Raw genomic sequence first — 21786 nt, 5'->3', positions numbered from 1 at the left:
CGGCCGCGCACGCGGCCGGGCCCGGGGCCGTGTCAGGCGGATGCCCGGACGACAAGCTCCGTCGTGAGAATGGTGTGGTGCGGAGCGTCCTCACCGGCGAGCACATCGATCAGCACCGACGCCATGGCCTCGCCCTGCGCGAACATCGGCTGCCGCACCGTGGTCAGCGGCGGGTCGAGTTCGACGGCGACCTGGGAGTCGTCGAAGCCCACCAGCGCGACGTCGTCGGGCACGCGGAGCCCTGCGGCGCGCAGCACGCCGTAGGCGCCTCGCGCCATCAGGTCGCTCGCCACGAAGATCCCGTCCGGCGGCTCGGGCAGCTCGAGCAGCCGGCGCGCGGCGGCGGCTCCGGATGCCTCGGAGAAGTCGCCCGCCTCCTCAGCCGCAGGAGCCAGCCCGGCATCCGCCAGCGCATCGCGGAACCCCTGCAGCCGGTCGAAGGTCACGGGCATCGTCCGGGGGCCGGTGATGGTCGCGATCCGCCGGCATCCGCGGTCGATCAGCCGCTGGGTGCCCTGCCTGCCGCCGAGCACGTTGTCGACGTCGACGATGTAGTCGGTCTCGCGCTCCACCGCACGGCGCCCGCCGAACACGACCGGAACAGCCTCGGCGATGCGGTCGACGAACGTGTCGCTGGTGTGGTGCGAGACGATCATCGCGGCATCCACGCCGCCGTTGCGCACGAATCCGGTCATCTTGTCGCCGGGGTCGTCGCTGGCGATCAGCAGGTTCAGGATGTAGTCCGACTGCGTGACCCTGGCGCTGATGCCGGCTACCACCGAGGCGAAGAACGGGTCGCCGAAGAACGTCGTGGTGTCCTCGGGAACGACCAGCGCGATCGCATGCGTCTGCCTGCTCGCGAGCGTGCGCGCGGCGCGGTTGGGCACGTAGTTCAGCCGGCGGATGGCGCCCTGCACGGCCTCGAGCGCCTCAGGGCTCACCGCCGAAGAGCCGTTCACCACACGCGACACGGTCGATCGCGAGACGCCGGCCTCGGCGGCGACCTGTTCGATCGTCGGTCGTGCCATCCGGCATCCTCTCTCGTTTCTTCTCTGCGTCTCGCCTGCTTCCGCAGGCGAGAACCGCTCGCGGGGCGAGCGGGCTGCAGCTCAGACCGCTCGCGCGGCGATGATCCGAGAGTACTCGCGACCGCTCTCCTTCACGGTGCGCTCCTGGGTGTCGTAGTCGACGCGGACGATGCCGAACCGCTTGTCGTACCCCCAGGCCCACTCGTAGTTGTCCATCAGCGACCAGTAGAAGTAGCCGCGCACGTCGACGCCGGCCTCGATCGCGTCGAGCGTCGCCGTGACGTGGTCGCGCAGGAACGCCGTGCGCTCGGCGTCGTTCACTGCGCCGTCGGTGACGACGTCGTCGTAGGCCGCGCCGTTCTCGGTGACGTAGAGCGGCACGCCCCCGGCGTAGTCCGCGGCGACACGCTGCAGCAGCCGGGTGAGCCCCTCGGGCTGCACCTCCCAGCCCATGCCGGTGCGCGGCAGCCCGCGCTCGACCCAGTGGATGCCGGCGTCGGCGGGGAACGGCGACGCCGTCTGACGCTGCTGCCCCTCGGTGTCGTGCGGCGTGCCCGCGGGGCCCTCCTGCTGGGCATGCCCGGACAGCAGCTCGCCGTGATAGTAGTTGACGCCCAGCGCGTCGAGCGGGGCGGAGATGACGTCGAGGTCGCCGTCGTGCACGGCCGCCTGCCAGCGGACGATCGCATCGGCATCGACTTCGCGGATGTCGCGGACGATGTCGCTGGGGTAGTCGCCCTCGAAGATCGGGTCGAGGAACCACCGGTTGAACTGGCCGTCGATGCGGCGTGCTGCGTCGACGTCGGCGGAATCGTCTGCGTCGGCAGGGTCGGCGACGGTGAGGTTCAGCGTGATACCGAGGTCGAGGTCGGCGTCGCGGGCGCGCAGCGCCTGAACGGTGCGGCCGTGTGCGAGCAGCAGGTGGTGAGCGGCGAGCAGGCCGTCGCCGATGTCGGTGCGGCCGGGTGCGTGCACACCGGCGGTGTAGGAGAGGAACGATGCGCACCACGGCTCGTTGAGCGTGGTCCAGTTCTTCACCCGGTCGCCGAGGGCGTCGTGCATGGTGAGCGCGTACTCGACGAAACGGTCCACCGTGTCGCGGCTGGTCCAGCCGCCCTGCTCCTCGACGGCCTGGGGCATGTCCCAGTGGTACAGCGTCAGCCAGGGCAGGATGTCGTTCTCGAGCAGCTCGTCGACGAGCCTGCTGTAGAAGTCGACGCCCTTCGCGTTCACGGCACCGCCGTCGGGGCGCACGCGCGACCAGGAGGTGGAGAAGCGGTACGTCTGCAGCCCCAGGCTCTTCATGAGGGCGACGTCCTGCGGCATCCGGTGGTAGTGATCGCAGGCGACGTCGCCGTTCTCCCCGTTCACGACGGCGCCGGGGACGCGGGCGAAGGCGTCCCAGACCGAGGCGGTGCGGCCGTCCTCGAAGGCGGCTCCCTCGATCTGATATGCCGCGGTGGCCGCACCGAACAGGAAGCCGTCCGGGAACTGCCGTGAATTCATGGATCTCATCCTTTCACCGCGCCCGCCATGATGCCACTCACCAGCTGCTTGCCCGCCACCACGAAGAGCAGCAGCAGGGGCAGCGTGGCCAGCACGGCACCGGCGAGAACGATCGAGTAGTCGACGTAGTAGCCGGACTGCAGCTGGCTGAGCGCCGTCTGCAGCGTCGGGTTCTGGGGCGGGAGCACGATCAGCGGCCAGAGGTAGTCGGTCCAGGCCGTCATGAACGTGAACAGTCCGAGGATCGCCATCGCCGGTCGCGCCGCCGGCACCCCGACCGTGAGGAAGGTGCGGAACTGGTTCGCGCCGTCCATGCGCGCGGCCTCGATCAGCTCGTCCGGGACGACGTCGACGAGGTACTGCCTCATGAAGAACACGCCGAAGGCGGTCACCAGCGTCGGGATGATCACCGCCCCGAGCGTGCCCGTCCAGCCGAGCTCGCGCATCAGCATGAACAGCGGGATGATGCCGAGCTGGGTGGGGATCGCCATCGTCGCGATCACGAACACCATCAGCCCGTCGCGGCCCTTGAACCGCAGCTTGGCGAACGCGTAGCCGGCGAGTGTCGAGAAGGTGACGACCGAGATCGTGATGACCGCCGAGACGATGATCGAGTTGCCCAGCGCCAGCCAGAACGGGATAGCGTCGAACACCTTCGCCGCGTTGCTGAAGAAGTTGCCGCCGGGGATCAGCGGCAGGGTCTGGCCGCGGGTGGAGTTGTCGCCGGATGCCACGACCACCGACCACCACATCGGGTACACGCTGCCGATGAGGAACGCGGCCAGCAGCCCGTAGGTCAGGAACCCGGGGCGACTGCCGATCCCGGCGGTACCGGCGGCGGCGCCCCGACGGCGCATCCTCTCCGGCACGCTCAATGCCTGCGTGGCGGTCATCGGGCTTCCTCCTTCTTCTTCCCTGCGGCGCTCCTCTTCGGCGCATCCCCCGTGGCGATGCGTCGCGAGATGAGGAAGTTGATCACGCCGATCGCCACGATGAGCAGGAACAGCAGGATCGCGACGGCGGACGCCTCGCCGAGATCGCGGCGGAAGAACGCGAGCTCCCACAGGAACAGGACGGTCGTCTGGAACTGCCTCTCGCTGCCGCCGATGCCGCCCGCATTCGACACGTCGAACAGTCGCGGCTCGGCGAAAATCTGCAGCCCGCCGATCGTCGCGGTGATGATGACGAATATCAGGGTGGGACGGATGGTCGGGATCGTGATGGAGAAGAACCGGCGCGCTGCGCCGGCGCCGTCCAGCGCCGCGGACTCGTACAGGTCGCGCGGCACGGCCTGCATCGCGGCGAGCAGGATCAGGGCGTTGTAGCCGGTCCAGCGGAAGTTCACCATCGTCGCGATGGCGATGTGCGAGAGGAACGTGTTGTGCTTCCACTCCTGATCGGCGATGCCGATGAGGTTCAGCAGGTTGTTGGCCAGCCCGTCGGCCTCGTTGAAGATGCTGGAGAAGATGATGGCGACGGCGACCGGCGTGACCACGAACGGGATGAGCACGCCCATCCGCCAGAACGTCGGTGCGCGCAGGCCGCGGTCGAGCAGGTAGGCGATCAGCAGTGCGACGCACAGCTGCGGGATCGCCGAGAGCAGGAAGATGCTCAGGGTGTTGAAGATCGAGTTCCAGAACATCGCGTCGCCGAGGATCTCGGTGAAGTTCTGGAGTCCGACGAACGGCCCCTCACCCTTGAGCAGATCCCACTCATGCAGCGCAACCCAGACCGTGTACACCAGGGGAAACAGGCCGATCAGCCCGAACAGCAGGAAGAACGGTGAGATGTAGAAGTACGGGGACGCGTTCTGGTCGAACCGAGAGACGCGGTGACGCCAGGGGCGGCGAGCAGCGGGCGGGGCGGATGCCTCGGCCACGCTCTCCTCGGGCGGAGCGGTGAGGGTCATGGTCTATCCCGTCTGGGTGATCGGACGTGGTTCCGGTCGCAGCCCCTGCCGCTCAGACGATGCCGAGGCGACGGGGTCTGCGACCGGAATGAGGGGTGACGTCAGCCGACGAGCTCGTTCAGCAGGGACAGCGCCTGCTCCCAGGCACCCTGCGTATCGGTCTCACCTCGGTCGAGCGCGCTCAGCGCCGGGCCGAACACGTTCTCCTGGATGACGGAGTCGTCCGGACCCTTGAACTGGGCGACGACGCCCTTCGCGCGCTCGGCGAGGATCGCGCCGGTCGGCGCGTCGTTGAAGAACTCGTTCGGCGTCGCGTCGGCCGCGAGTGTCTCCTGCGCCTCGATCGTCGACGGGAAGTTGCCGGCGGCGGTGGACTGCTTGACCTGCTGCTCGGGCTGGGTGAGCCAATCGGCGAGTTCGGCTGCCGCCTCCTTGTGCTCGGAGGTCTCCGGGATCGAGAGCCACGCGCCGCCCCAGTTGGCCGCGCCGCCGGGGAAGACGTCGGCGAAGTCCCAGCCTGTGGACGCGTCGCCGCCCCCCGCTTCGACCTGGCCCTGGACGACGCCCAGCATCCAGCCCGGGCAGACGAACGTCGCGAAGGTGCCATCGACGAACGACTTGCCGCCGTTCCAATCCCAGGCCGCCTGCGCGGCCGACTGGCCGCTCTCCGTGGCCGCACCGAGGAGCTCGAAACGCTCCTTGAGCACGTCGTTGCCTTCGACGTTCAGCTCGCCGTCCGCGGTGTAGTAGCCCTCATCGAGCTGGTTGACCATGGAGTTCCAGACGAAGCCGGAGTGGTCGTACCAGGCCTTACCGGTCTTGTCGGTGTACTCCTGCCCGACCTTGAAGTAGTTCTCCCAGTCGCCGTTCAGGAGCTCGGCCACGGACTCGCGGTCACTCGGCATCCCGGCGGCCTCGAAAGCGGCACCGTTGTAGCAGATGCCGGACGGGCCGATGTCGGTGCCGTAGCCGATCACACGACCATCGGCATCGGTCGCCTGGTCGTACTTCCAGTCCACCCAGTCGCCCTTGCGGTCCTCGATGCCGTAGTCCTTGAGGTCCACGAACGTGTCGGAGACCTCCATGATGGCCCCGAGCCAGCCCTCTTCGATCGCGACGATGTCGCTGAGGCCCGACCCCGCCGCGATCTTGGTGAACGCGTCGGTGCGGGCGTTGCCGCCGGTGTCGATGTTGTTCGCCTCGATCTTGATGTTCGGGTGCGCGGACTCGTACTCCTCGTACAGGTCGTCGTAGCCGAACGTGCCGAAGGTCGTGATGGTCAGGGTGATCTTCTCGTCCGATGGCTCCTCTGACGCATTGCCGCTGCTCGAGCAGCCGGCGAGCGCGAGGGCCGAGACGGAGGCGAGAGATGCTGTCACCAGCATCCGACGGCGGGCGCGTGTGTTCACGGTGTCACTCCTTTGTGCGTTGTGCGGGAATCCTGAGTGGGAATGGTGGGAAGGGACGCGTGGGAGCGCTCCCACGCGTGTGCAGGAACACGATATGGGAGCGCTCCCACGAATGTCAAGCACCGTTTCGAGCGACGGCGGCCGAGCCGGGATGTCGCGCGCAGCCGCACCTGAGTACCCTGGATCGGTGCCCGAAACCGATTCCCACATCCCGGCCCTGTCCCGCGCAGAATCCCTGATCCGCACCGTCGCCGACTATCCGAAGCCCGGGATCCTGTTCCGCGACATCACCCCGCTGCTCGCCGACGCCGAGGCGCTGCGGGTGACGACCGAGGCACTGGTCGCGCCTTTCGAGGGCGAGTTCGACGTCGTGGCGGGCATCGAGGCGCGCGGCTTCATCCTCGCCGCAGCGGCCGCCATCACGGCAGGGGTCGGCATGCTGCCGATCCGCAAGGCCGGGAAGCTGCCCCGGCCCGCGGCATCCGTCGACTACGACCTCGAGTACGGCACCGCGACCGTGGAGATGCATGACGACCTGCCCGCCGGATCGCGCGTGCTGCTCATCGACGACGTTCTCGCCACCGGCGGCACGCTCGAGGCCGGCCGCGTGATCGTCGACCGCCTCGGATACCGGCTCGCCGGCATCTCGGTGCTGTTCGAGATCGACGGCCTCGGCGGCCGCGACCGCATCGGAGATCTGCACACGGTCTTCCGGTCCTGACCGCCCCTCCCCACCTCAGCCTCTCGCGCGACGCACCGCCGCCGCGGTGTGCGCGAGCTGGTTCATCGCGATGAGCACGCGGTTCTGCGCGGCCGCGGCGACCAGCAGGTTGCGCGCCATGACGTCGAGCGTGCCCTCCGGCTGGATGGCGCCGATGTCCGACTCGGCGATGGGATCGAGCATCCGCGCGTATTGCTCGAGAGCCGCGAGGCTGTAGGGATAGCCGACCCGCGCCGATGCGGCGAGCGCGTGCGCGAGCACACCGGCGGCCAGACTGTCGAACCGGATCCATCCGACGCGGTCGTGGAGCTCGCCGATGAGCTCGGCGTACTCGTCGTGCACCTCGCCGATCGCGAGCCCGGTCGCGATCACCTGACACGCCTCCATGACATCGAGCGGCACGGCATCGGGCCGGTCTATCAGCGACGTCAGGCCGCGGATGCCGGCGATCGACGCGTCGAACTCGGACCGCAGCGTCTGGATGAGGGCGACCCGGTCGAGGTGCCGCTGTCCGTAGACGGCGGTCGTCTGGTTGCGCAGCTCGCCGGCGGGGAGCACGCCCTCCCGCATCCAGAACTTCAGGCTCGCCGTGGTCGCGCCCGTCTCCCGGGCGAGTTCGCTGAGCTTCACCGCAGGCCCTCCCTTGGATCGTGGATCACGTGCCGACTATCCAGGGTGCGACATTTGGATAGTACTTCTATCTTATGAGGCATGGACATCCAGAGCATCATCATCGCGGTGCATGCGATCGCCGCTTCCTTCGTCATCCTGATCGGCCCGGTGCAGTTCCTGCGCCGCCGCAAGGACGCCAGGCACCGCCTGCTGGGCCGCGTGTTCGGGATCATGATGTACTTCGTCTGCCTGTCGGGCATGTTCATCTACTCGCTGGACGGCGGCTTCACGCTCTTCCACTTCCTGGCGATCTTCACCTTCACCACGACGACGATCGGCATCATCGCGATCCGACACCGGAACGTGCACCTGCACCGCGGCATGATGATCGGATCATGGGCCGGCACCGTCACGGCAGGGGCTTTCGCAGCCCTGATCCCGGGGCGGCGCATCCCGACCCTCGCCGTCAACGACCCGGCGCTGCTGTGGACCATCGTCACCGCAGTGCTCGTCGCCGCCACCGCACTGATCCTCATCGCTCTGCTCGCCCCGCGGCGGGCGGGCAGGGACGCGAGGAGCGTCCCGGCTCACCCGGAAGGTGCTCTGCACTGACGCGGCGGGCGGGATCAGCCCCGCGCAGGCGGCCTCGCCAGATCCTCCGGGGCGTCGCCGCGCTCGATCGCGGCGCGGATGGACGCAGCCGCGTGCGCGAGGCTGCTCACCGCCACCAGCTGCCGGGCGCGGGCATTGATCGCCGCCAGCATGCGCCGCGCCACCTGGTCGGGCGATCCGGTCGGACCGAGGGCGCTCACATTGCGCGCAGCGAGCGGTTCCAGGGCATCGGCGTAGGCCATGAGGTGGTCCACGTCGTAGTCCAGTCCCACCTTCGAGGCGGTCGCGAGCGCGTGCACCAGTCCCTGCTCAGCGGCTCCCGGGCACCCCCGCCAGTCCCTGCGCCGCATCAGCTCGTAGGTGCGCTCGCGGTACTCGGCGAGCTCCGGGTCGGCGGCACTGCCGGGCGGCGTGCCGAGCGCGAACGCCTGACAGGCGTTCATGACCTCGAGGGTGCTCGTGCCGTCGTCGATCAGCGAGGTGAGCGCACGGATCTGCTCGACGGATGCCCGGTACTCGTCACGCATCAGCAGGATCAGCAGCGCCCGATCCACGTGCCTCTCGTCGTAGACCGCCGTGGTCTTGTTCCGCAGCCGCCCCGGCGGCAGGATCCCGACGCGGATCCAGTGCTTCAGCGTCGACGACGCCACCCGGCTCTGCAGCGCGAGTTCACTGAGCTTCATGCTTCCCCCTGCATTGTTGGAGAGCGCGGGCCCCTCCCGCTCTCCACGGTGCGAACACCTGACGAAGACTCTAACCTCGTGCGGGGGACCTTTCCGCGCCGGATCCCTCAGGCAGCGGAAGGACGAGCGTGGGGTCGCTCATCCGGTCCGGGCGGAAGCACATCGGGGGGTGCGGCATCCGCCCGGACAGACCCCCTCCGCCGGGCGCGTCGGGCGCTCCGGCCGAACGATAGACTTGTGGCATCCCCGCCCGCGACACTCGGAGCCTGCTATGCCCACCATCGTCGTCGACGTCATGCCCAAGGCCGAACTGCTCGACCCGCAGGGGAAGGCCGTGTCCGGCACATTCTCCCGTCTCGGGATCGAGGGCTTCGAGGGCGTCCGCATCGGCAAGCGCTTCGAGCTCGCCGTCGAGGGCGAGGTCACCGAAGAACTCCTCGCCGAGACCAAGCGCATCGCCGACGAGGTTCTCTCGAACTCCGTGATCGAGGACGTCGTGGGCATCGAGGTCGTCGAATGACCGTGCGCATCGGGGTCATCACCTTCCCCGGTTCGCTCGACGACCGCGACGCGCAGCGCGCGATCCGCATCGCCGGCGCCGAGCCCGTCGCCCTCTGGCACGGCTCGCACGACCTCGACGGCGTGGACGCCCTGGTGCTGCCCGGAGGATTCAGCTACGGCGACTACCTGCGCTCGGGCGCGATCGCCGCGCTCTCGCCGATCATGACCGAGGTCAAGGATGCAGCGGCATCCGGCATGCCCGTCCTGGGCATCTGCAACGGCTTCCAGATGCTGGTCGAGGCGCACCTGCTGCCCGGCGGCCTGATCCGCAATGACAACCAGCACTTCGTCCGCCGCGACCAGAAGCTCACGGTCGAGAACTCCTCGACGGCGTGGACCTCGGCGTTCGAGCAGGGCCAGGAGATCGTCATCCCGCTGAAGAACGGCGAGGGCGGCTACATCGCGAACGAGGACACGCTCGACCGGCTCGAGGGCGAGGGCCTGGTGGCCTTCCGCTACGCCGGCGTGAACCCGAACGGGTCGCTGCGCGACATCGCCGGCATCACGAACCCGGCAGGCAACGTCGTGGGGCTCATGCCGCACCCCGAGCACGCCACCGAGCCGGGCTTCGGCCCCGACACGGCTTCGGCGATGCGCTCCGGCGTCGACGGCCTGGGCTTCTTCCAGTCGGCGATCGAGGCCGTCGTCCGCGTCGCGGCCTGACACCCGCTCCGCACCTCACCTGAGGGGTCGATTTCTGCGGCATCCGCGCCCTTCGATTCGACGTTTACCGACCTTTCATCAGTCCGCGCCCCCGCGGGTAATACGTCACACGTAACAAGTCTTCTTTCACTTCCGCATCCGGCACCCGCGTGATAATTTTGCCGGGTCGTGCCCGGCGATCCCGGGCGAACGCACAAAGGAGTGAACGTGAAACGACCTACCCGCGGCGTCATCGCCGCAGCAGCAGCCGGAGCCACCGTGCTCGCCGGAGCCATGGTGGTCCCCGCCGCCGTGGCCGCCCCTCCCGGCGAGAGCCCGACCTCGGACGGCTCGTCGGCGCAGCGCACCGACAACCGCCCCGGCCCGCTGACCGAACGCCAGAACGAGCGCCGCAAGGCGGCTCAGAAGCTGATCCTGTCGGGCAAGGCGTCACCCGACGAGAACGGCGTGATCGCCCTGAACGCCGAAGGCGACAAGTTCTATCAGGCCGCGCTCACCGGCACCGGCAGGATCTTCACGATCCTCGCCGAGTTCGGGGACCAGGGCAGCGGCAAGCTGGGCACCACGCCGGGGCCGCTGCACAACGAGATCCCCCAGCCCGACCGCGCGGTGAACAACAGCACCCACTGGGTGCCCGACTTCAGCAGCGACCACTACCGCGAGCTCTTCTTCGGCGACGGCGACCCCGAGACCGAGGAGCACTCCTTCGCCGACTTCTACTCCAAGCAGTCCTCCGGCGCCTATACCGTCGAGGGCGAGGTCAGCGACTGGGTGAAGGTACCGGGGAACGCCTCCACCTACGGCGACAACGCCGTCGAGGACCTCGGCGGCTCCTGGCAGTTCATCGCCGACTCGGCGAACGCCTGGTACCGGGCGCAGCTCGACGCCGGCAAGACCAAGGAAGAGATCGTCGCCGAGCTCAAGACGTTCGACGTGTGGGACCGCAACGACGTCGACAACGACGGCGACTTCGAAGAGCCCGACGGCTACATCGACCACTTCCAGGCGGTGCACGCCGGTGAGGGCGAGGACGCCGGCGGCGGCCTGCAGGGCGAGGACGCCATCTGGTCGCACCGCTGGTACGTCAACGGCACCGACTACGGCGTCACCGGGCCCGAGAGCGGAAAGCAGGGCGGCACCCAGATCGGCGACAGCGGCATCTGGATCGGCGACTACACGGTCGAGGGCGAGAACGGCGGCCTCGGCGTGTTCGCGCACGAGTACGCGCACGACCTCGGGCTGCCCGACTTCTACGACACGAACGGCGGAGAGAACTCGACGGCGTTCTGGACCCTGATGTCCAGCGGTTCCTGGCTCAGCGACGGCAGCGTCGACATCGGCACCCTGCCCGGTCACATGGGACCGTGGGAGAAGCTGCAGCTCGGCTGGCTGGACTACTCGGTCGTGAACCCCGGCGAGGGCGGCGAGTACACGCTGAGCCCCGCCGCGCTGCAGACCGAAGGCCAGGAGCAGGCGCTGATCGTCGACGTGCCGGATGCCACCACGACCACCACCCTGGTCACGCCCGACGGCGGCCACGCCTGGTGGACCTCGAGCGCCGACGACCTCAACACGACCCTCACCCGCGCGGTCGACCTCTCGGGCGTGAGATCCGCGACCGTCACCGCGAAGGCCTGGTACGACATCGAGACCGCGTACGACTTCCTGTACGCGGAATACTCGACCGACGGCGGCCAGAACTGGATCCAGGCCGGCAAGCCGATCGACGGCAGCTCGAGCGGCAGGTGGACCACACTGCGCTACTCGGTGCCCGGTGGCAACGCCGACACCCTGTTCCGGTTCCGCTACCAGAGCGACGGCGGCGTGCACCTCGCGGGTGCGTTCCTGGACGACATCACCATCAAGAGCGGCGGCACCACCCTGCTCGCGACCGACACAGTCGAGAACGGCGAGAACGGGTGGACCGCAGCAGGCGGCTTCGAGCTCAGCGACGGCACCTCGTCGGCGAGCGGCGACCGCTACTACCTCGCGGAGAACCGCACCTACGTCGGCTATGACGAGACGCTGAAGTCGGGTCCGTACCAGTTCAGCGAGGGCATCACCCGCCCGGACTGGGTGGAGCGTTTCCCGTACCAGGACGGCATGGTCGTCTGGGCGGTCGACGAGTCCTACGGCGACAACAACACGATCGATCACGTCGGCCACGGACTGGCGCTGCCGGTCGACGCCGGCTCGACGCCGATCACCTATGAGGACGGTTCGATGCCGAGCAACCGGCGCCAGCCCTTCGACGCGGCCTTCGGCCTGAACCCTCTCGACCAGGTGAGCCTGCACAAGCAGGTCACGGTCGGCAAGGGCAAGAACGCCACCGTCGAGACCCTGACCGCCAGCTCGACCCCGGGCACGCAGAAGGCGACGTTCGATGACACCGTCACCGACGCCTACTTCGACGACGCCAACCCGCTCGGCGGCGTGCTCGTCGCCGGCCACGGCGTGAACATCACGGTGACCGGGCAGATCTCCGGCGGCACGATGACCGTCAAGGTCGTCAACCCCGAGTGACACAGGATCGCGGGCCCGCTCCCTTTCGGGGGCGGGCCCGCGGCATGCGCGGATGCCGGCATCCGATCGGAGCGCGCAGAATGGATCCATGACCACCGACGATCCGCACGTGCTGGGCCCCGGCCTGCTGCCCACGCCGTTCAGCGCCGCGCAGATCGCCGCATCCAGCCGCGCCGGCAAGGAGATCCGGATGCGCGTGGAGCTCGCCGACGGCACCACGTTCGAGCGCTTCAGCCGGTTCCGCGACGGCGACGACGAGGGCGCGACCCTGGAGCAGTGGCGGGCGGATGCCGCGGACGCGGTGTCGTCCCGCCGCGTGACCTGGCGGGAGCTGCAGGAGCACGCCGCCTTCCCCGTCGAGACCACGGTCGCCTCGGTCGACACGGTGGATCTGCCCCTCGGGCGCCTGGAGTGCCTGCGCTACGACACGGCCGCGGCGGACGAGCCGCCGGCGACCTTCTGGTTCTCCCCCGAGCATCCGGGTATGCCGGTGCGGTACGAGGTCAGGACGGATGCCGGTACGAGCCGCACCACCGTCGAGGAGATCCGCGCGCTCTGAGACGCGTGATCAGATCCCGGCGGGCGGCCACACCCCGATGATGAGCGCCATCACGACGACGGTGACCAGCTCATGCGCGATGTTCAGCGTTGTGAGCTTCGTCGAGCGCCCTTCGAAGGCGTCGTGCGTGATGAAGCGGGCCGCGGTGAACCCGGCCCAGAGCACGACGGAGGTCGCCACGGCCGCCCACAGGAACGACCCCTCGTAGAAGTGCCACGAGATGGCGGCGGCGCCGGCGAGCACCCACGCCGTGATGAAGCTGACGAGCACCGTCGTGATCATCGGCCACAGCGGTCCGCGCGACGGATTCTCGAGGTCGACGTTCGCGAGCCTGGCCCAGCGGTCTCCCATCACGGGCCGCGCGTACCAGATCGCGCCCACCACCATGCTCGACACCGTCGCCAGCAGCACTGCCCAGTAGTTGATCTCCGGAACCATGAGAGCCTCCTCGCTCGTGCGGCCAGGATACTGCGCGGCATCCGTCTCGCGCGGGTTCTCCGGAACACGACGGGGCCGGCACGCCGGATGTCGGATGCTTTTCGCAGCATCCGTCCGACATGTGGCGTGTCGGCCCCCGAAGTGTGTGCCGGACTGGCCTCAGGCGATGCCGCCGCCGTCCACCACGAGGGCGGACCCGGTGACGTACGACGATTCGTCGCTCGCCAGCCACACCACGGCGGCAGCGATCTCGCTCGGCTGACCCATGCGGTTCAGCGGGCGCTCTGCGGCCTCGGCGAGGAAGCCGGCCTGGTCCTGGCCGAGCTGCTTGGCCTCGTCGCGCAGCATCCCGGTGTCGACGTCGCCGGGGTTGACCGAGTTCACGCGGATGCCCTGCGGGCCGTGGTCGATCGCGAGCGCCCGGGTCATGTTGACGACCGCACCCTTCGAGGCGCAGTACGAGATGGCCTGGCCGCCGCCCTTGAGGCCCCAGCCGGAACCGGTGTTGACGATGGAGCCGCCCCCGTTCGCCGCCATGATCGGCACGACGTGCTTGCACATCAGGAAGATCGCGCGCACGTTCACGCCGAACACGCGGTCCCACTCCTCGACCGTGGTCTCGACGGCAGTGGTGCGGCGGATGATCCCGGCGTTGTTGAACACGACGTCGATGCCGCCGAGCTCGTCGACGACGGATGCCACGACCCGTTCGATGTCGGCCTCGCTGGACACGTCGGCGGCGAGCGCGATCGCGGTGCCGCCTGCGGCGCGGATCTCCTCGGCGACGGCCTCTGCGGCATCGGCGTTCAGGTCGACGACGGCGACGGATGCGCCCTCCGCGGCGAAGGCGAGCGAGGTGGCGCGGCCGATGCCGCCGGCCCCGCCGGTGACGATGGCCTTCTTGTTCTGCAGACGCATGTGCTGATCCTTTCAGACGGTTTCTCGGGTGCGCCGCCTCTGCGGCTCCGGTTCGGATGGATGCGGGTGTTCCGCCCCAGGACCCGCATCCAGTGGGACCGGAGCGGGGGGAACGTCGGTTTCGTAGAGCCGCTCGGGAGCGGCGACGGGGTAGAACGCGGTGCTGGACTGGCCGGTCACGATGCGGACGTGGCCCGCCAATCGCGCGTCGAGATCGGGGTCGCCGGTGTCGACGATGAGTGGATGCCCGCCGAGGTCGATGAGCTTCTGCTCGGGCGCGACGACGAGCAGCGGGTCGTCGCCGAGCGTACGGATGACGCGCGCGGAGAGCTGCTGGTTGCCGCGACCGAGCAGGAAGCCCTGCCCGCCGATCACGGTGACCACGGCCTTCGCCGGTCCCTGCGCGATCTCGTCGAGCAGCTCCCGCTCGGAGGCGGCTGCGCGCAGCAGCTCGCCGTCGCGGATCACGTCGACGCCGAGTGCGGTCGATCGGATGCCGAGGATGCGGGCCACCTCGGCGGTCGTCCCGCCGGGGCCGAGCAGGTACCGCACGCCGGGTTCGAAGCGGGCGACGACTCCGCGGGCCGCTGCGGCGACGGCGGCCTGCTCGCTCGCCGGCGTCGCGGCCTTGCGCGCCTGGGTGCGGCCGGGGACGACGGGAACGGGCAGCACGCCGAACAGGGTCGGGGTGACGCGCACCCGTCGCAGCTGCTCCTCGTCGATGTCGAGCACCTCGCGCTCGGTCACGGGCAGCCCGCCGCGGCTCAGCCATTCGGATGCCACGGAGCCGGCCGCCCGCGGGCTCACGGCGAACACCGGCGAGTACATCTTCACTCCGGCGGGGATGCCCAGCACCGCCGGCATCCGCTCGCCCTGGCCCGCGGCATCCGGGGCCGGCATCCGGCCGTCGCCTTGCACCTGGCGGACCGACTCGCGCCCGGCGGCGGACACGCCGGCAGATCCTCCGCCATCCGCAGAATCGTCCGCCATCTGCAAGACGGAGGCCGGGGTCAGCCCCGGCACCCCCTCGTCGCCGGCATCCGGCCCTTGCACCTGGCGGACCGACTCGCACCCGGCGGCGGACACGCCGGCAGATCCTCCGCCATCCGCAGAATCGTCCGCCACCTGCAAGACGGAGGCCGGGGTCAGCCCCGGCACCCCCTCGTCGCCAGTATCCGGCCCCTGCACCTGGCGGACCGATTCGCGCCCGGCGGCGGACACGCCGGCAGATTCTCCGCCATCCGCAGAATCGTCCGCCATCTGCAGGGCGGAGGCCGGGGTCAGCCCGTCGACGACGTCGCGCATCGTACCGTCGCCGCCGACCACCAGGATCAGTTCGCAGCCCGCAGCGGCGAGAGCCGCGACGGCGGCCGCCGTGTCCGCGGCATCCGTGCCGTTCGGGTCGCAGTTCGCGCCGCTATCAGCGCCGCGAGGCGGGACGAACTGCGACCTGAGCGATGGGTCGTACACGACCCACGGCACCAGGCCGGCGGCGCGCACGGCATCGGCGCCCATCGCGCCGGATGCCGTGGCGATCACTGTTCCCGGATGCCGGGCGGCGAGAACCTCCAGCGCCGTCAACGCGCGCAGGCCGGCGCGCGGGGCGGAACCCCGTTCGCGCGCCGAGCGCTGCACGTCCGCGCCGTCGGAACCGGCGAGCCCTGCGGGCCCGCCGATCCCGGCGACGGGGTTGACGACCAGTCCGATCATCGGGATCAGTGCCCCCAGGTGGCGAGCTCAGGCGCCGACGTCTCGCCGGGCAGCCCGCTGGCGATCGCGCCGGCGGGCACCTCGCCGAAGTACTTCCGGCGGTACGCGCGCCAGGTGATGGCCCAGCGCTCCGGGTCGTCCAGGTCGTCGTGGTGGGTGTGGTGCACGGTCTGGTTGTGCGGCGCGGTTCGCACGACCTCGGGGGTCTCCCGCGCCTCACGGGCGACCTCGGCGAGCGCGGCGACGTACTCGTCGATCTCGCTCTTCGAGTACGACTCGGTGGGTTCGAGAGTGAACGGCTGCGGCACCACGTAAGGGTGGTGGCTGGTCCAGTAGTGCATGCCGAAGTCGCTCAGCCGCACACCGATCTCCTCGGAGGTGATGCCGGTCTCCTGGTACAGGTCCTCCCACGAGTAGCGCACCTGCTCGATGCGGCGGCGCCCCTCGGCGTACGGCGCGGATGCGCCGGGGATCTCCAGCACCTTCGCCAGCAGGTAGTTGTTGTTCAGCACCGCGATCTCGGCGGCGGCCAGCAGCCCCTCCGCGCCCAGCGCCATGATCCACGAATACGCGCGGACCAGGTTCGGGATCACACCGTGGAACGGCGCGACGGCGCCGATGGACTGCTCGTCGCCGGCCACGACGTCGAAGGTGCCGTCGTCGAGGCGGGTGACGCGGGGGCCGGGCAGGAACGGCGCGAGAGCCGCGCTCACGGCGTTCGCGCCGGCACCCGGCCCGCCGCAGGCGTGCGGCGTCGAGAACGTCTTGTGCAGGTTGAAGTGGCAGACGTCGAAACCGGCGTCGCGGGCGCGGGTGATGCCGAGGATGCCGTTGGCGTTGGCCTGGTCGTACGAAGCGAGCGCGCCCACCGCGTGCGCCGCGTCGACCCACTCCCTGATCGCCGGGTTGTAGATGCCGGTGTCTTCGGGGTTGGTGACCATGATGGCCGCGGTGCGCGGCGACAGGGCGGCCTTCAGCGCCTCGATGTCGGGGTAGCCGTCAGCGTCGGGGAACACCGTGATGACGTCGTAGCCGGCCGCCTTCGCCGCCGCCGCGTTGGACGGGTGGCTGAAGATGGTCGTGATGACCTCGCGGCGCTGCTCGCCCTCGCCGTTCGCCTCGTGGTAGGCGCGGATCATGGCGATGTTCGACCAGATGGCGGCCGACCCGCCCTGGGTGTGCAGCGAGACCTCGTCCATGCCGGAGATCTCGGCGAGCATCCGCTCCAGCTGCCAGACGATCTCGAGCACGCCTTGCGCGTCTGCGGGATTCTGCAGCGGGTGCATCTCGGTGAGCTGCGGCACCCCGATCAGCTGGTCGTTGATCTTCGGCGAGTACTTCATGGTGCAGGTGCCCTGGCCGATGTCGACGTTGAAGTCGGCGCCGAGGTTCTCCTGCGACAGCCGCAGGTAGTGCTTCAGCACGCGCATCTGCCCCATCTCGGGCAGCTTCGGCGCCGAGCTGCGGCGCAGCGATGCGGGCAGGTCTGCGACGACATCGCCGACCTGGTCGCGCACGCCCTGCTCGAGCGGGCTGACCAGCACGCCGCGCTCACCGGGCGTGGACAGCTCGAAGATGACCGGCTCGTCCCAGGATGCCTGGTGGAAGCGGCGGATCGCCGGCTTGGGGGCGACGGGAAGGCTCATCGGTTCTGCTCCTCTGCAGCAGCGACCAGCGCACCGATGGCGCCGGCGAGGCGGTCGATGTCGGACTGGGTGTTGATCTCGGTGACGCACACCAGAAGCGTGCGCTCCGCGGTCGCGACGCCGGGCTCGATGCCCTGGGCACGCAGCGCCGCGATGACGTCCGCTGCGGGGACGGGCAGCTCGACCGAGAACTCGCGCAGGTGCGTGGCCGTGTCGCCGAGCCGGATGCCGGGAATGGCAGTGAGCGCCTGCTGCGCGTAGCGGGTGCGGGCCAGCAGCACCTCGCCGAGCTCGGCCATGCCTGCCGGGCCCATCAACGCGAGGTAGACGCCGGCGGCGATGCCCCACAGGGCCGCGGCGGTGCCGACCCATTCCTTGCCCGCCTCACGGTGCGCGAACGAGGTGCGGTCGTAGGCGACGTCGCCGAAGCCGTACTCGCCCTCGACGTCGGTGGTGGCGAGGCCGAACAGCCGCGACGGCATCTCCATCACGAACCTCGGCTCGTCGTGCACGGCGATGAAGCCGCCGTGCCCGCCGCCGAACCACTGATGGATGCCGAGGGACTGGATGTCTCCGGTGACGATGTCGGCCCCGGCCGAGGCCGGCGTTGCGAGCACGCCGTAGCCGATCGGGTCGGTGCCGACGACGACCACGGCCCCTGCGGCGTGCGCGGCGTCGGAGATCTCGCGCAGTGCGGACTCGATCGCGCCGGTGGCGCTGGGCGTCTCGATCCACACCGCGGCGACGTCGTCGCCCAGCGCGGCACGGACCGCACCCGCGTCGGCGGTGCCGTCCACTGTCGGGACCGTGACGAGTTCGACGTGGGCACGCACGTAGTCGAGCACCTTGGAGTACTTCGCCGGCAGCACGTCGCTGGCGACGAGCACCTTCGACCGCCCGGTGAGGCGCGCCGACATGGTGATGCCGGTCGCCGTGGCCTGGTACCCGTCGTAGACGGGCACGTTGACGACGTCCATCTCGAGCAGCTCAGCCATCATCGACTGGTACTGGAAGAGCGCCTGGAACCGGCCATGGTCCTCGTACGGCTCACCGGCGTAGGCGGTGAGGAACTCGCTGCGGCCGATCACCTCGTCGACGACCGCGGGCACGTAGTGGTTGTACGTTCCCGAGCCGAGGAAGCTGAGCCGCTCGGCGGTGGACCGGTTCTTCGCGAGAAGGCCGCGCACGTGGCGCGCCAGGTCCTGCTCGGCCACCAGGGGCGCGGGCAGGTCGAGGGCGCGCCGCAGCCGCAGCGACTCCGGCACGTCGGCGTAGAACTCCTCGATGGATTCGGCACCGGTCGCCGCGAGCATCGCCGCTCGCGTCTCGGGTGCCGTGTTGGGGATGTACGGATGCACGAAGGCAGACGTCATGCTTGCTCCTTCACGGATGCGGTTGCGGTCAACAGTTCGGGGAACGGGATGTCGGAGGTCGACGGTGCGGCCAGCACCGCGACGCCGTAGGGACCCAGGTCGACGCGGCCGTCGTGAGCCGTGCCGGTGAGCAGGTCGGTGCCGTGCGCGTTCCACGCGATCGGCTCGGCGCCGTGGTTCAGCAGGAAGGTGTAGTCGGTGTCGCCGTCGGTGCGGGTGACCGCCTCGGCGTTCACGTCGACGTCGGCGCGGGCCGGCAGCCCTGCGGTGTCGAGCACGTCGCGGAACACCGTCAGCAGGCCCTCGTGCTGGAACATCGCACTGACGTACCAGGCGGTGCCGTCGCCGACGCGCCGCCGCGTGATCGCGGGCAGCCCGTCGAGCACACCTCCGGCGTAGCCGCCGCGCACCTCGGTGTCGCCGTCGGCCTCGAGCCACTCGCTCCAGTGCGGCACGACCAGGTCCCGGTCGCCGTATCGGATGCCGGTCGTCTCGCCATCGGACAGGGGCCACTGCTCGTCGACCTCGACGCCGAGCAGGTCGCGCAGCGGGCCGGGTGCGCCGCCGTCGTGCACCTTCTCGGTGGCATCCACCACCCCCGAGAACGGGCCGACCACCAGGTGGCCGCCGTTCTCGACGAAGGCGCGCAGGGCGTCTGCCTGCGGCTGCTCGAGGATGTAGAGGTTCGGCGCGATGACGACGTCGTACTCGTCGAACGGGCCGGTGGCGCGCACCGCGTCGACCGGCTGGCCGAGCGAGTACATGCCGCGGTGCCAGGCGCGGGCCTGCTGGGCCCACTGCAGCCGCTGCGAGGGCAGCGACTCGATCTGGGTCGAGCCCCACCAGGAGTCGTGGTCGATCACCAGCGCCACGCGGGAGCGCACCCGGGTGCCGCGCACCGGCTCGAGCTTCTTGAGCTCGAGGCCGAGCGCCTTGGTCTCCTGGTAGCTGCGCGAGCGCTCGCCCCGGTGGCCCAGCATCGACGAGTGGAACTTCTCCTGGCCGTACTTGGCCTGGCGCCACTGGAAGAACATCACGGCGTCCGAGCCGTGCGCGACGGTCTGCAGGCTCTCCACGCGGATCTTGCCCGGCGCCTTCGGCACGTTGATGTCGCGCCAGCTGGTGGCGCTGGCCGACGACTCGAGCAGCAGCCACGGCCGGCCGCCCTTGAGCGAGCGCATGTAGCCGTAGTTCAGCGCCGCCCCGACGTGCGCGGTGGGGTCGGCGGGCTCGGGGTAGGCGTCATCGGTGACGATGTCCTCGGCGGCGGCGAAGTCCCAGTAGTTCAGGTCGCGCAGCATGCTCATGAAGTTGGTGGTCACGGCGATGTCGGGCGTGACCTCGCGGAGCACGTCGATCTCGAGCTGGAAGAGCTCGAGCATCGCGTCGGAGGAGAACCGCTCGAAGTCGAGCAGCTGAGTGGGGTTGATCGGCCCCGGAGCCTTCTTCGGCGTCGCGATGTGGTCCCACGACGTGTAGCGCTGGCCCCAGACGTTGACGCCCCAGGCCTCGTTCAGTCCGTCGAGGTCGCCGTAGCGGTCCTGCAGCCAGCGCCGGAAGTGCCGGGCGGACTCGTCGCACCAGCACCGCGAGACGTGATCGCCGTACTCGTTCGAGATGTGCCACATGGCGAGGCCGGGGTGCTCGCCGTAGCGCTCGGCCATGGCACGGGTCATCCGGGCGACGTTCTCGCGCCAGATCGGCGAGGACGGGCAGTAGGTCTGCCGCGAGCCGAACTCGAGGCGGTGCCCCTCGGAGTCGGACGGTCCCATCTCGGGGTGCGCGCGCAGCAGCCAGGACGGCGGCGTCGCGGTGGCGGTGGCGAGGTCGATGCGGATGCCGGCCTCGTGCAGCAGATCGAGGATGCGGTCGAGCCAGCCCCAGTCGTAGACGCCGGGCTCGGGCTCGATCTGCGGCCAGCTGAAGATCGGCAGGCTGACCATGGTCACGCCCGCCTCCTTCATGAGACGGATGTCCTCGAGCCACGTCTCCTCGGACCACTGGTCGGGGTTGTAGTCGCCGCCGAAGGCGAGGGAATCGATCCGGACCTCCCGGATGCGCTCGTCGTCGCGCTGCTGGGGCACGAGGGGCTCCTCTCTGAGTCTGGTGCAGAAACACTGTTCAATGTATTCTGTATACAACAAGCGTATGGCGAATCCGGGAGCCGGTCAAGCCGTAGGCTGACCGGAGGCCGAAGGGGACCACATGGCTATCGAACGGAAGAACCTGCGCTCGCAGGTTCGCGAAGAGCTCCTCACCCGCATGCGCACCGGCCAGGTGCAGCCCGGCGAGAGCATCAACGAGGTACAGCTGGCCGCAGAGCTCGGCGTGAGTCGCACTCCGCTGCGTGAGGCGCTGATCGCTCTCGAGTCGGAAGGGCAGATCACCAGCGAGAACGGCAAGGGCTTCCGCTTCGTGCCGCTCAGCGCCGGGGAGTTCGAGGATCTCGCGCCGGTGATGGCGACGCTCGAGAGCCTCGCCCTCGAGCTCAGCCCCGTCGATGAGCTGCAGCGCGTCGGCGCACGGCTGGTCGAGCTCGCAGAGGGCTTCACCGACGAGCACGTCGAGCACGCCCTCGTGATGACCAAGGACGACGAGTGGCACGCCCTGATGCTCTCGGTGTGCCCCAACAAGCGCCTGATCGATGTGATCGAGAGCGTCCGAGGATCGTTCCACCGCTACGAGGCGCTGCTCGTCGCCGACGACGTCAAGGTGGACCGCGTCGCCGCCGAGCACGCCGCGATCGCGCACGCCCTCGCCGCCGGCGACGTGCCGGCTGCCGTCGAGGCACTCAAGCAGAACTGGATGCAGGGCATGCGCCGCATCCTGGACAACTCGTCCAGCGCCTACTTCGCGGCCTGAGCAGCTTCCGCCGGCATCCGCTCGCGTCGCGGTTCGTCCCGGTATCCCGCACG

Annotated in this window: 20 protein-coding genes; 7 read left to right on the top strand and 13 right to left on the bottom strand. The window is 69.6% G+C overall.

The genetic code is table 11. The features are described 5' to 3' along the window. Positions 1-32: 32 nt before the first annotated feature. From DY023_RS09070 to DY023_RS09050, 5 genes are all read right to left on the bottom strand, one after another. Positions 33-1028 (bottom strand): LacI family DNA-binding transcriptional regulator, encoded by a 996-nt coding sequence (locus DY023_RS09070; RefSeq protein ID WP_116242010.1) that lies wholly within the window; start codon positions 1026-1028, stop codon positions 33-35. 81 nt (positions 1029-1109) lie between these two features. Further along, positions 1110-2534 (bottom strand): glycoside hydrolase family 1 protein, encoded by a 1425-nt coding sequence (locus DY023_RS09065; RefSeq protein ID WP_116242009.1) that lies wholly within the window; start codon positions 2532-2534, stop codon positions 1110-1112. A gap of 5 nt (positions 2535-2539) precedes the next feature. Next, positions 2540-3427: a carbohydrate ABC transporter permease gene (locus DY023_RS09060; RefSeq protein ID WP_116242008.1), complete on the bottom strand. Its 888-nt coding sequence runs from the start codon at positions 3425-3427 to the stop codon at positions 2540-2542. Further along, the gene (locus DY023_RS09055) at positions 3424-4443 is read right to left on the bottom strand and encodes a carbohydrate ABC transporter permease (protein WP_116242007.1); all 1020 of its coding nucleotides are present in this window, start codon (positions 4441-4443) and stop codon (positions 3424-3426) included. Before DY023_RS09055 ends, DY023_RS09060 begins: the two co-directional genes overlap by 4 nt. Positions 4444-4544: 101 nt before the next feature. Further along, the gene (locus tag DY023_RS09050; RefSeq protein WP_116242006.1) at positions 4545-5852 is read right to left on the bottom strand and encodes an ABC transporter substrate-binding protein; all 1308 of its coding nucleotides are present in this window, start codon (positions 5850-5852) and stop codon (positions 4545-4547) included. A gap of 151 nt (positions 5853-6003) precedes the next feature. On the opposite strand from DY023_RS09050, the gene DY023_RS09045 reads away from it, so the two are divergent. Then, positions 6004-6573 carry an adenine phosphoribosyltransferase gene (locus DY023_RS09045; protein ID WP_425453446.1) on the top strand — a complete coding sequence of 190 codons (570 nt, stop codon included), beginning with the start codon at positions 6004-6006 and terminating at the stop codon, positions 6571-6573. Between the two features lie 15 nt (positions 6574-6588). Here DY023_RS09045 and DY023_RS09040 read toward each other — a convergent pair whose 3' ends face one another. Next, positions 6589-7203 carry a MerR family transcriptional regulator gene (locus DY023_RS09040; protein WP_116242004.1) on the bottom strand — a complete coding sequence of 205 codons (615 nt, stop codon included), beginning with the start codon at positions 7201-7203 and terminating at the stop codon, positions 6589-6591. A gap of 81 nt (positions 7204-7284) precedes the next feature. Between DY023_RS09040 and DY023_RS09035 the strand changes: the two genes are divergently transcribed. Continuing rightward, complete coding sequence (locus tag DY023_RS09035; protein WP_116242003.1) at positions 7285-7797, top strand: DUF2306 domain-containing protein; 513 nt, start codon at positions 7285-7287, stop codon at positions 7795-7797. Between the two features lie 14 nt (positions 7798-7811). On the opposite strand, the gene DY023_RS09030 is transcribed toward DY023_RS09035, so the two are convergent. After that, on the bottom strand, positions 7812-8480 hold the full coding sequence (locus DY023_RS09030; RefSeq protein WP_116242002.1) for a MerR family transcriptional regulator: 669 nt from the start codon (positions 8478-8480) through the stop codon (positions 7812-7814). A gap of 271 nt (positions 8481-8751) precedes the next feature. Here DY023_RS09030 and purS point away from each other — a divergent pair, with 271 nt between their 5' ends. The 4 genes from purS (at position 8752) to DY023_RS09010 (ending at position 12786) form a co-directional block, all read left to right on the top strand. Then, positions 8752-9000: a phosphoribosylformylglycinamidine synthase subunit PurS gene (gene purS, locus DY023_RS09025; protein ID WP_116242001.1), complete on the top strand. Its 249-nt coding sequence runs from the start codon at positions 8752-8754 to the stop codon at positions 8998-9000. Beyond that, positions 8997-9704, top strand: a complete 708-nt coding sequence (purQ, locus tag DY023_RS09020) for a phosphoribosylformylglycinamidine synthase subunit PurQ (RefSeq protein WP_116242000.1) — start codon at positions 8997-8999, stop codon at positions 9702-9704. The genes purS and purQ overlap by 4 nt, the downstream gene beginning before the upstream one ends. A gap of 207 nt (positions 9705-9911) precedes the next feature. Then, the gene (locus DY023_RS09015) at positions 9912-12227 is read left to right on the top strand and encodes an immune inhibitor A domain-containing protein (RefSeq protein ID WP_220347269.1); all 2316 of its coding nucleotides are present in this window, start codon (positions 9912-9914) and stop codon (positions 12225-12227) included. A gap of 88 nt (positions 12228-12315) precedes the next feature. Further along, the gene (locus DY023_RS09010; RefSeq protein ID WP_116241999.1) at positions 12316-12786 is read left to right on the top strand and encodes a type 2 periplasmic-binding domain-containing protein; all 471 of its coding nucleotides are present in this window, start codon (positions 12316-12318) and stop codon (positions 12784-12786) included. Between the two features lie 9 nt (positions 12787-12795). Here DY023_RS09010 and DY023_RS09005 read toward each other — a convergent pair whose 3' ends face one another. The 6 genes from DY023_RS09005 to DY023_RS08980 all read right to left on the bottom strand — a co-directional run bounded on the left by DY023_RS09005 (position 12796) and on the right by DY023_RS08980 (position 20955). Next, on the bottom strand, positions 12796-13224 hold the full coding sequence (locus DY023_RS09005; protein ID WP_116241998.1) for a DUF1761 domain-containing protein: 429 nt from the start codon (positions 13222-13224) through the stop codon (positions 12796-12798). A 159-nt stretch (positions 13225-13383) separates the two neighbouring features. After that, positions 13384-14142, bottom strand: coding sequence for an SDR family NAD(P)-dependent oxidoreductase (locus tag DY023_RS09000; protein ID WP_116241997.1), 759 nt, complete (start codon positions 14140-14142; stop codon positions 13384-13386). A gap of 12 nt (positions 14143-14154) precedes the next feature. Next, the gene (locus DY023_RS08995; protein WP_116241996.1) at positions 14155-15852 is read right to left on the bottom strand and encodes an ATP-NAD kinase family protein; all 1698 of its coding nucleotides are present in this window, start codon (positions 15850-15852) and stop codon (positions 14155-14157) included. A gap of 5 nt (positions 15853-15857) precedes the next feature. After that, positions 15858-17498, bottom strand: a complete 1641-nt coding sequence (gcvPB, locus tag DY023_RS08990) for an aminomethyl-transferring glycine dehydrogenase subunit GcvPB (protein ID WP_116241995.1) — start codon at positions 17496-17498, stop codon at positions 15858-15860. After that, on the bottom strand, positions 17495-18871 hold the full coding sequence (gcvPA, locus tag DY023_RS08985) for an aminomethyl-transferring glycine dehydrogenase subunit GcvPA (protein WP_116241994.1): 1377 nt from the start codon (positions 18869-18871) through the stop codon (positions 17495-17497). Before gcvPA ends, gcvPB begins: the two co-directional genes overlap by 4 nt. Further along, positions 18868-20955: a beta-galactosidase gene (locus tag DY023_RS08980; RefSeq protein ID WP_220347268.1), complete on the bottom strand. Its 2088-nt coding sequence runs from the start codon at positions 20953-20955 to the stop codon at positions 18868-18870. The genes gcvPA and DY023_RS08980 overlap by 4 nt, the downstream gene beginning before the upstream one ends. 121 nt (positions 20956-21076) lie before the next feature. Between DY023_RS08980 and DY023_RS08975 the strand changes: the two genes are divergently transcribed. Next, positions 21077-21733 (top strand): GntR family transcriptional regulator, encoded by a 657-nt coding sequence (locus DY023_RS08975; RefSeq protein ID WP_116241993.1) that lies wholly within the window; start codon positions 21077-21079, stop codon positions 21731-21733. Positions 21734-21786: the final 53 nt, after the last annotated feature.

The organism is Microbacterium bovistercoris (assembly GCF_003387575.1).
GTDB classification, from domain to species: Bacteria; Actinomycetota; Actinomycetes; order Actinomycetales; family Microbacteriaceae; genus Microbacterium; species Microbacterium bovistercoris.
This window is presented reverse-complemented; position numbering and strand designations above follow the sequence as displayed.

Bases quoted from the DNA above. Each gene is read 5' to 3' on its own strand.
- DY023_RS09070 (WP_116242010.1), bottom strand. From the start codon at position 1,028: ATGGCACGACCGACGATCGAACAGGTCGCCGCCGAGGCCGGCGTCTCG.
- DY023_RS09065 (WP_116242009.1), bottom strand. From the start codon at position 2,534: ATGAATTCACGGCAGTTCCCGGACGGCTTCCTGTTCGGTGCGGCCACC.
- DY023_RS09060 (WP_116242008.1), bottom strand. From the start codon at position 3,427: ATGACCGCCACGCAGGCATTGAGCGTGCCGGAGAGGATGCGCCGTCGG.
- DY023_RS09055 (WP_116242007.1), bottom strand. From the start codon at position 4,443: ATGACCCTCACCGCTCCGCCCGAGGAGAGCGTGGCCGAGGCATCCGCC.
- DY023_RS09045 (WP_425453446.1), top strand. From the start codon at position 6,004: ATGTCGCGCGCAGCCGCACCTGAGTACCCTGGATCGGTGCCCGAAACC.
- DY023_RS09035 (WP_116242003.1), top strand. From the start codon at position 7,285: ATGGACATCCAGAGCATCATCATCGCGGTGCATGCGATCGCCGCTTCC.
- DY023_RS09030 (WP_116242002.1), bottom strand. From the start codon at position 8,480: ATGAAGCTCAGTGAACTCGCGCTGCAGAGCCGGGTGGCGTCGTCGACG.
- purS (WP_116242001.1), top strand. From the start codon at position 8,752: ATGCCCACCATCGTCGTCGACGTCATGCCCAAGGCCGAACTGCTCGAC.
- purQ (WP_116242000.1), top strand. From the start codon at position 8,997: ATGACCGTGCGCATCGGGGTCATCACCTTCCCCGGTTCGCTCGACGAC.
- DY023_RS09010 (WP_116241999.1), top strand. From the start codon at position 12,316: ATGACCACCGACGATCCGCACGTGCTGGGCCCCGGCCTGCTGCCCACG.
- DY023_RS09005 (WP_116241998.1), bottom strand. From the start codon at position 13,224: ATGGTTCCGGAGATCAACTACTGGGCAGTGCTGCTGGCGACGGTGTCG.
- DY023_RS09000 (WP_116241997.1), bottom strand. From the start codon at position 14,142: ATGCGTCTGCAGAACAAGAAGGCCATCGTCACCGGCGGGGCCGGCGGC.
- DY023_RS08995 (WP_116241996.1), bottom strand. From the start codon at position 15,852: ATGATCGGACTGGTCGTCAACCCCGTCGCCGGGATCGGCGGGCCCGCA.
- gcvPB (WP_116241995.1), bottom strand. From the start codon at position 17,498: ATGAGCCTTCCCGTCGCCCCCAAGCCGGCGATCCGCCGCTTCCACCAG.
- gcvPA (WP_116241994.1), bottom strand. From the start codon at position 18,871: ATGACGTCTGCCTTCGTGCATCCGTACATCCCCAACACGGCACCCGAG.
- DY023_RS08975 (WP_116241993.1), top strand. From the start codon at position 21,077: ATGGCTATCGAACGGAAGAACCTGCGCTCGCAGGTTCGCGAAGAGCTC.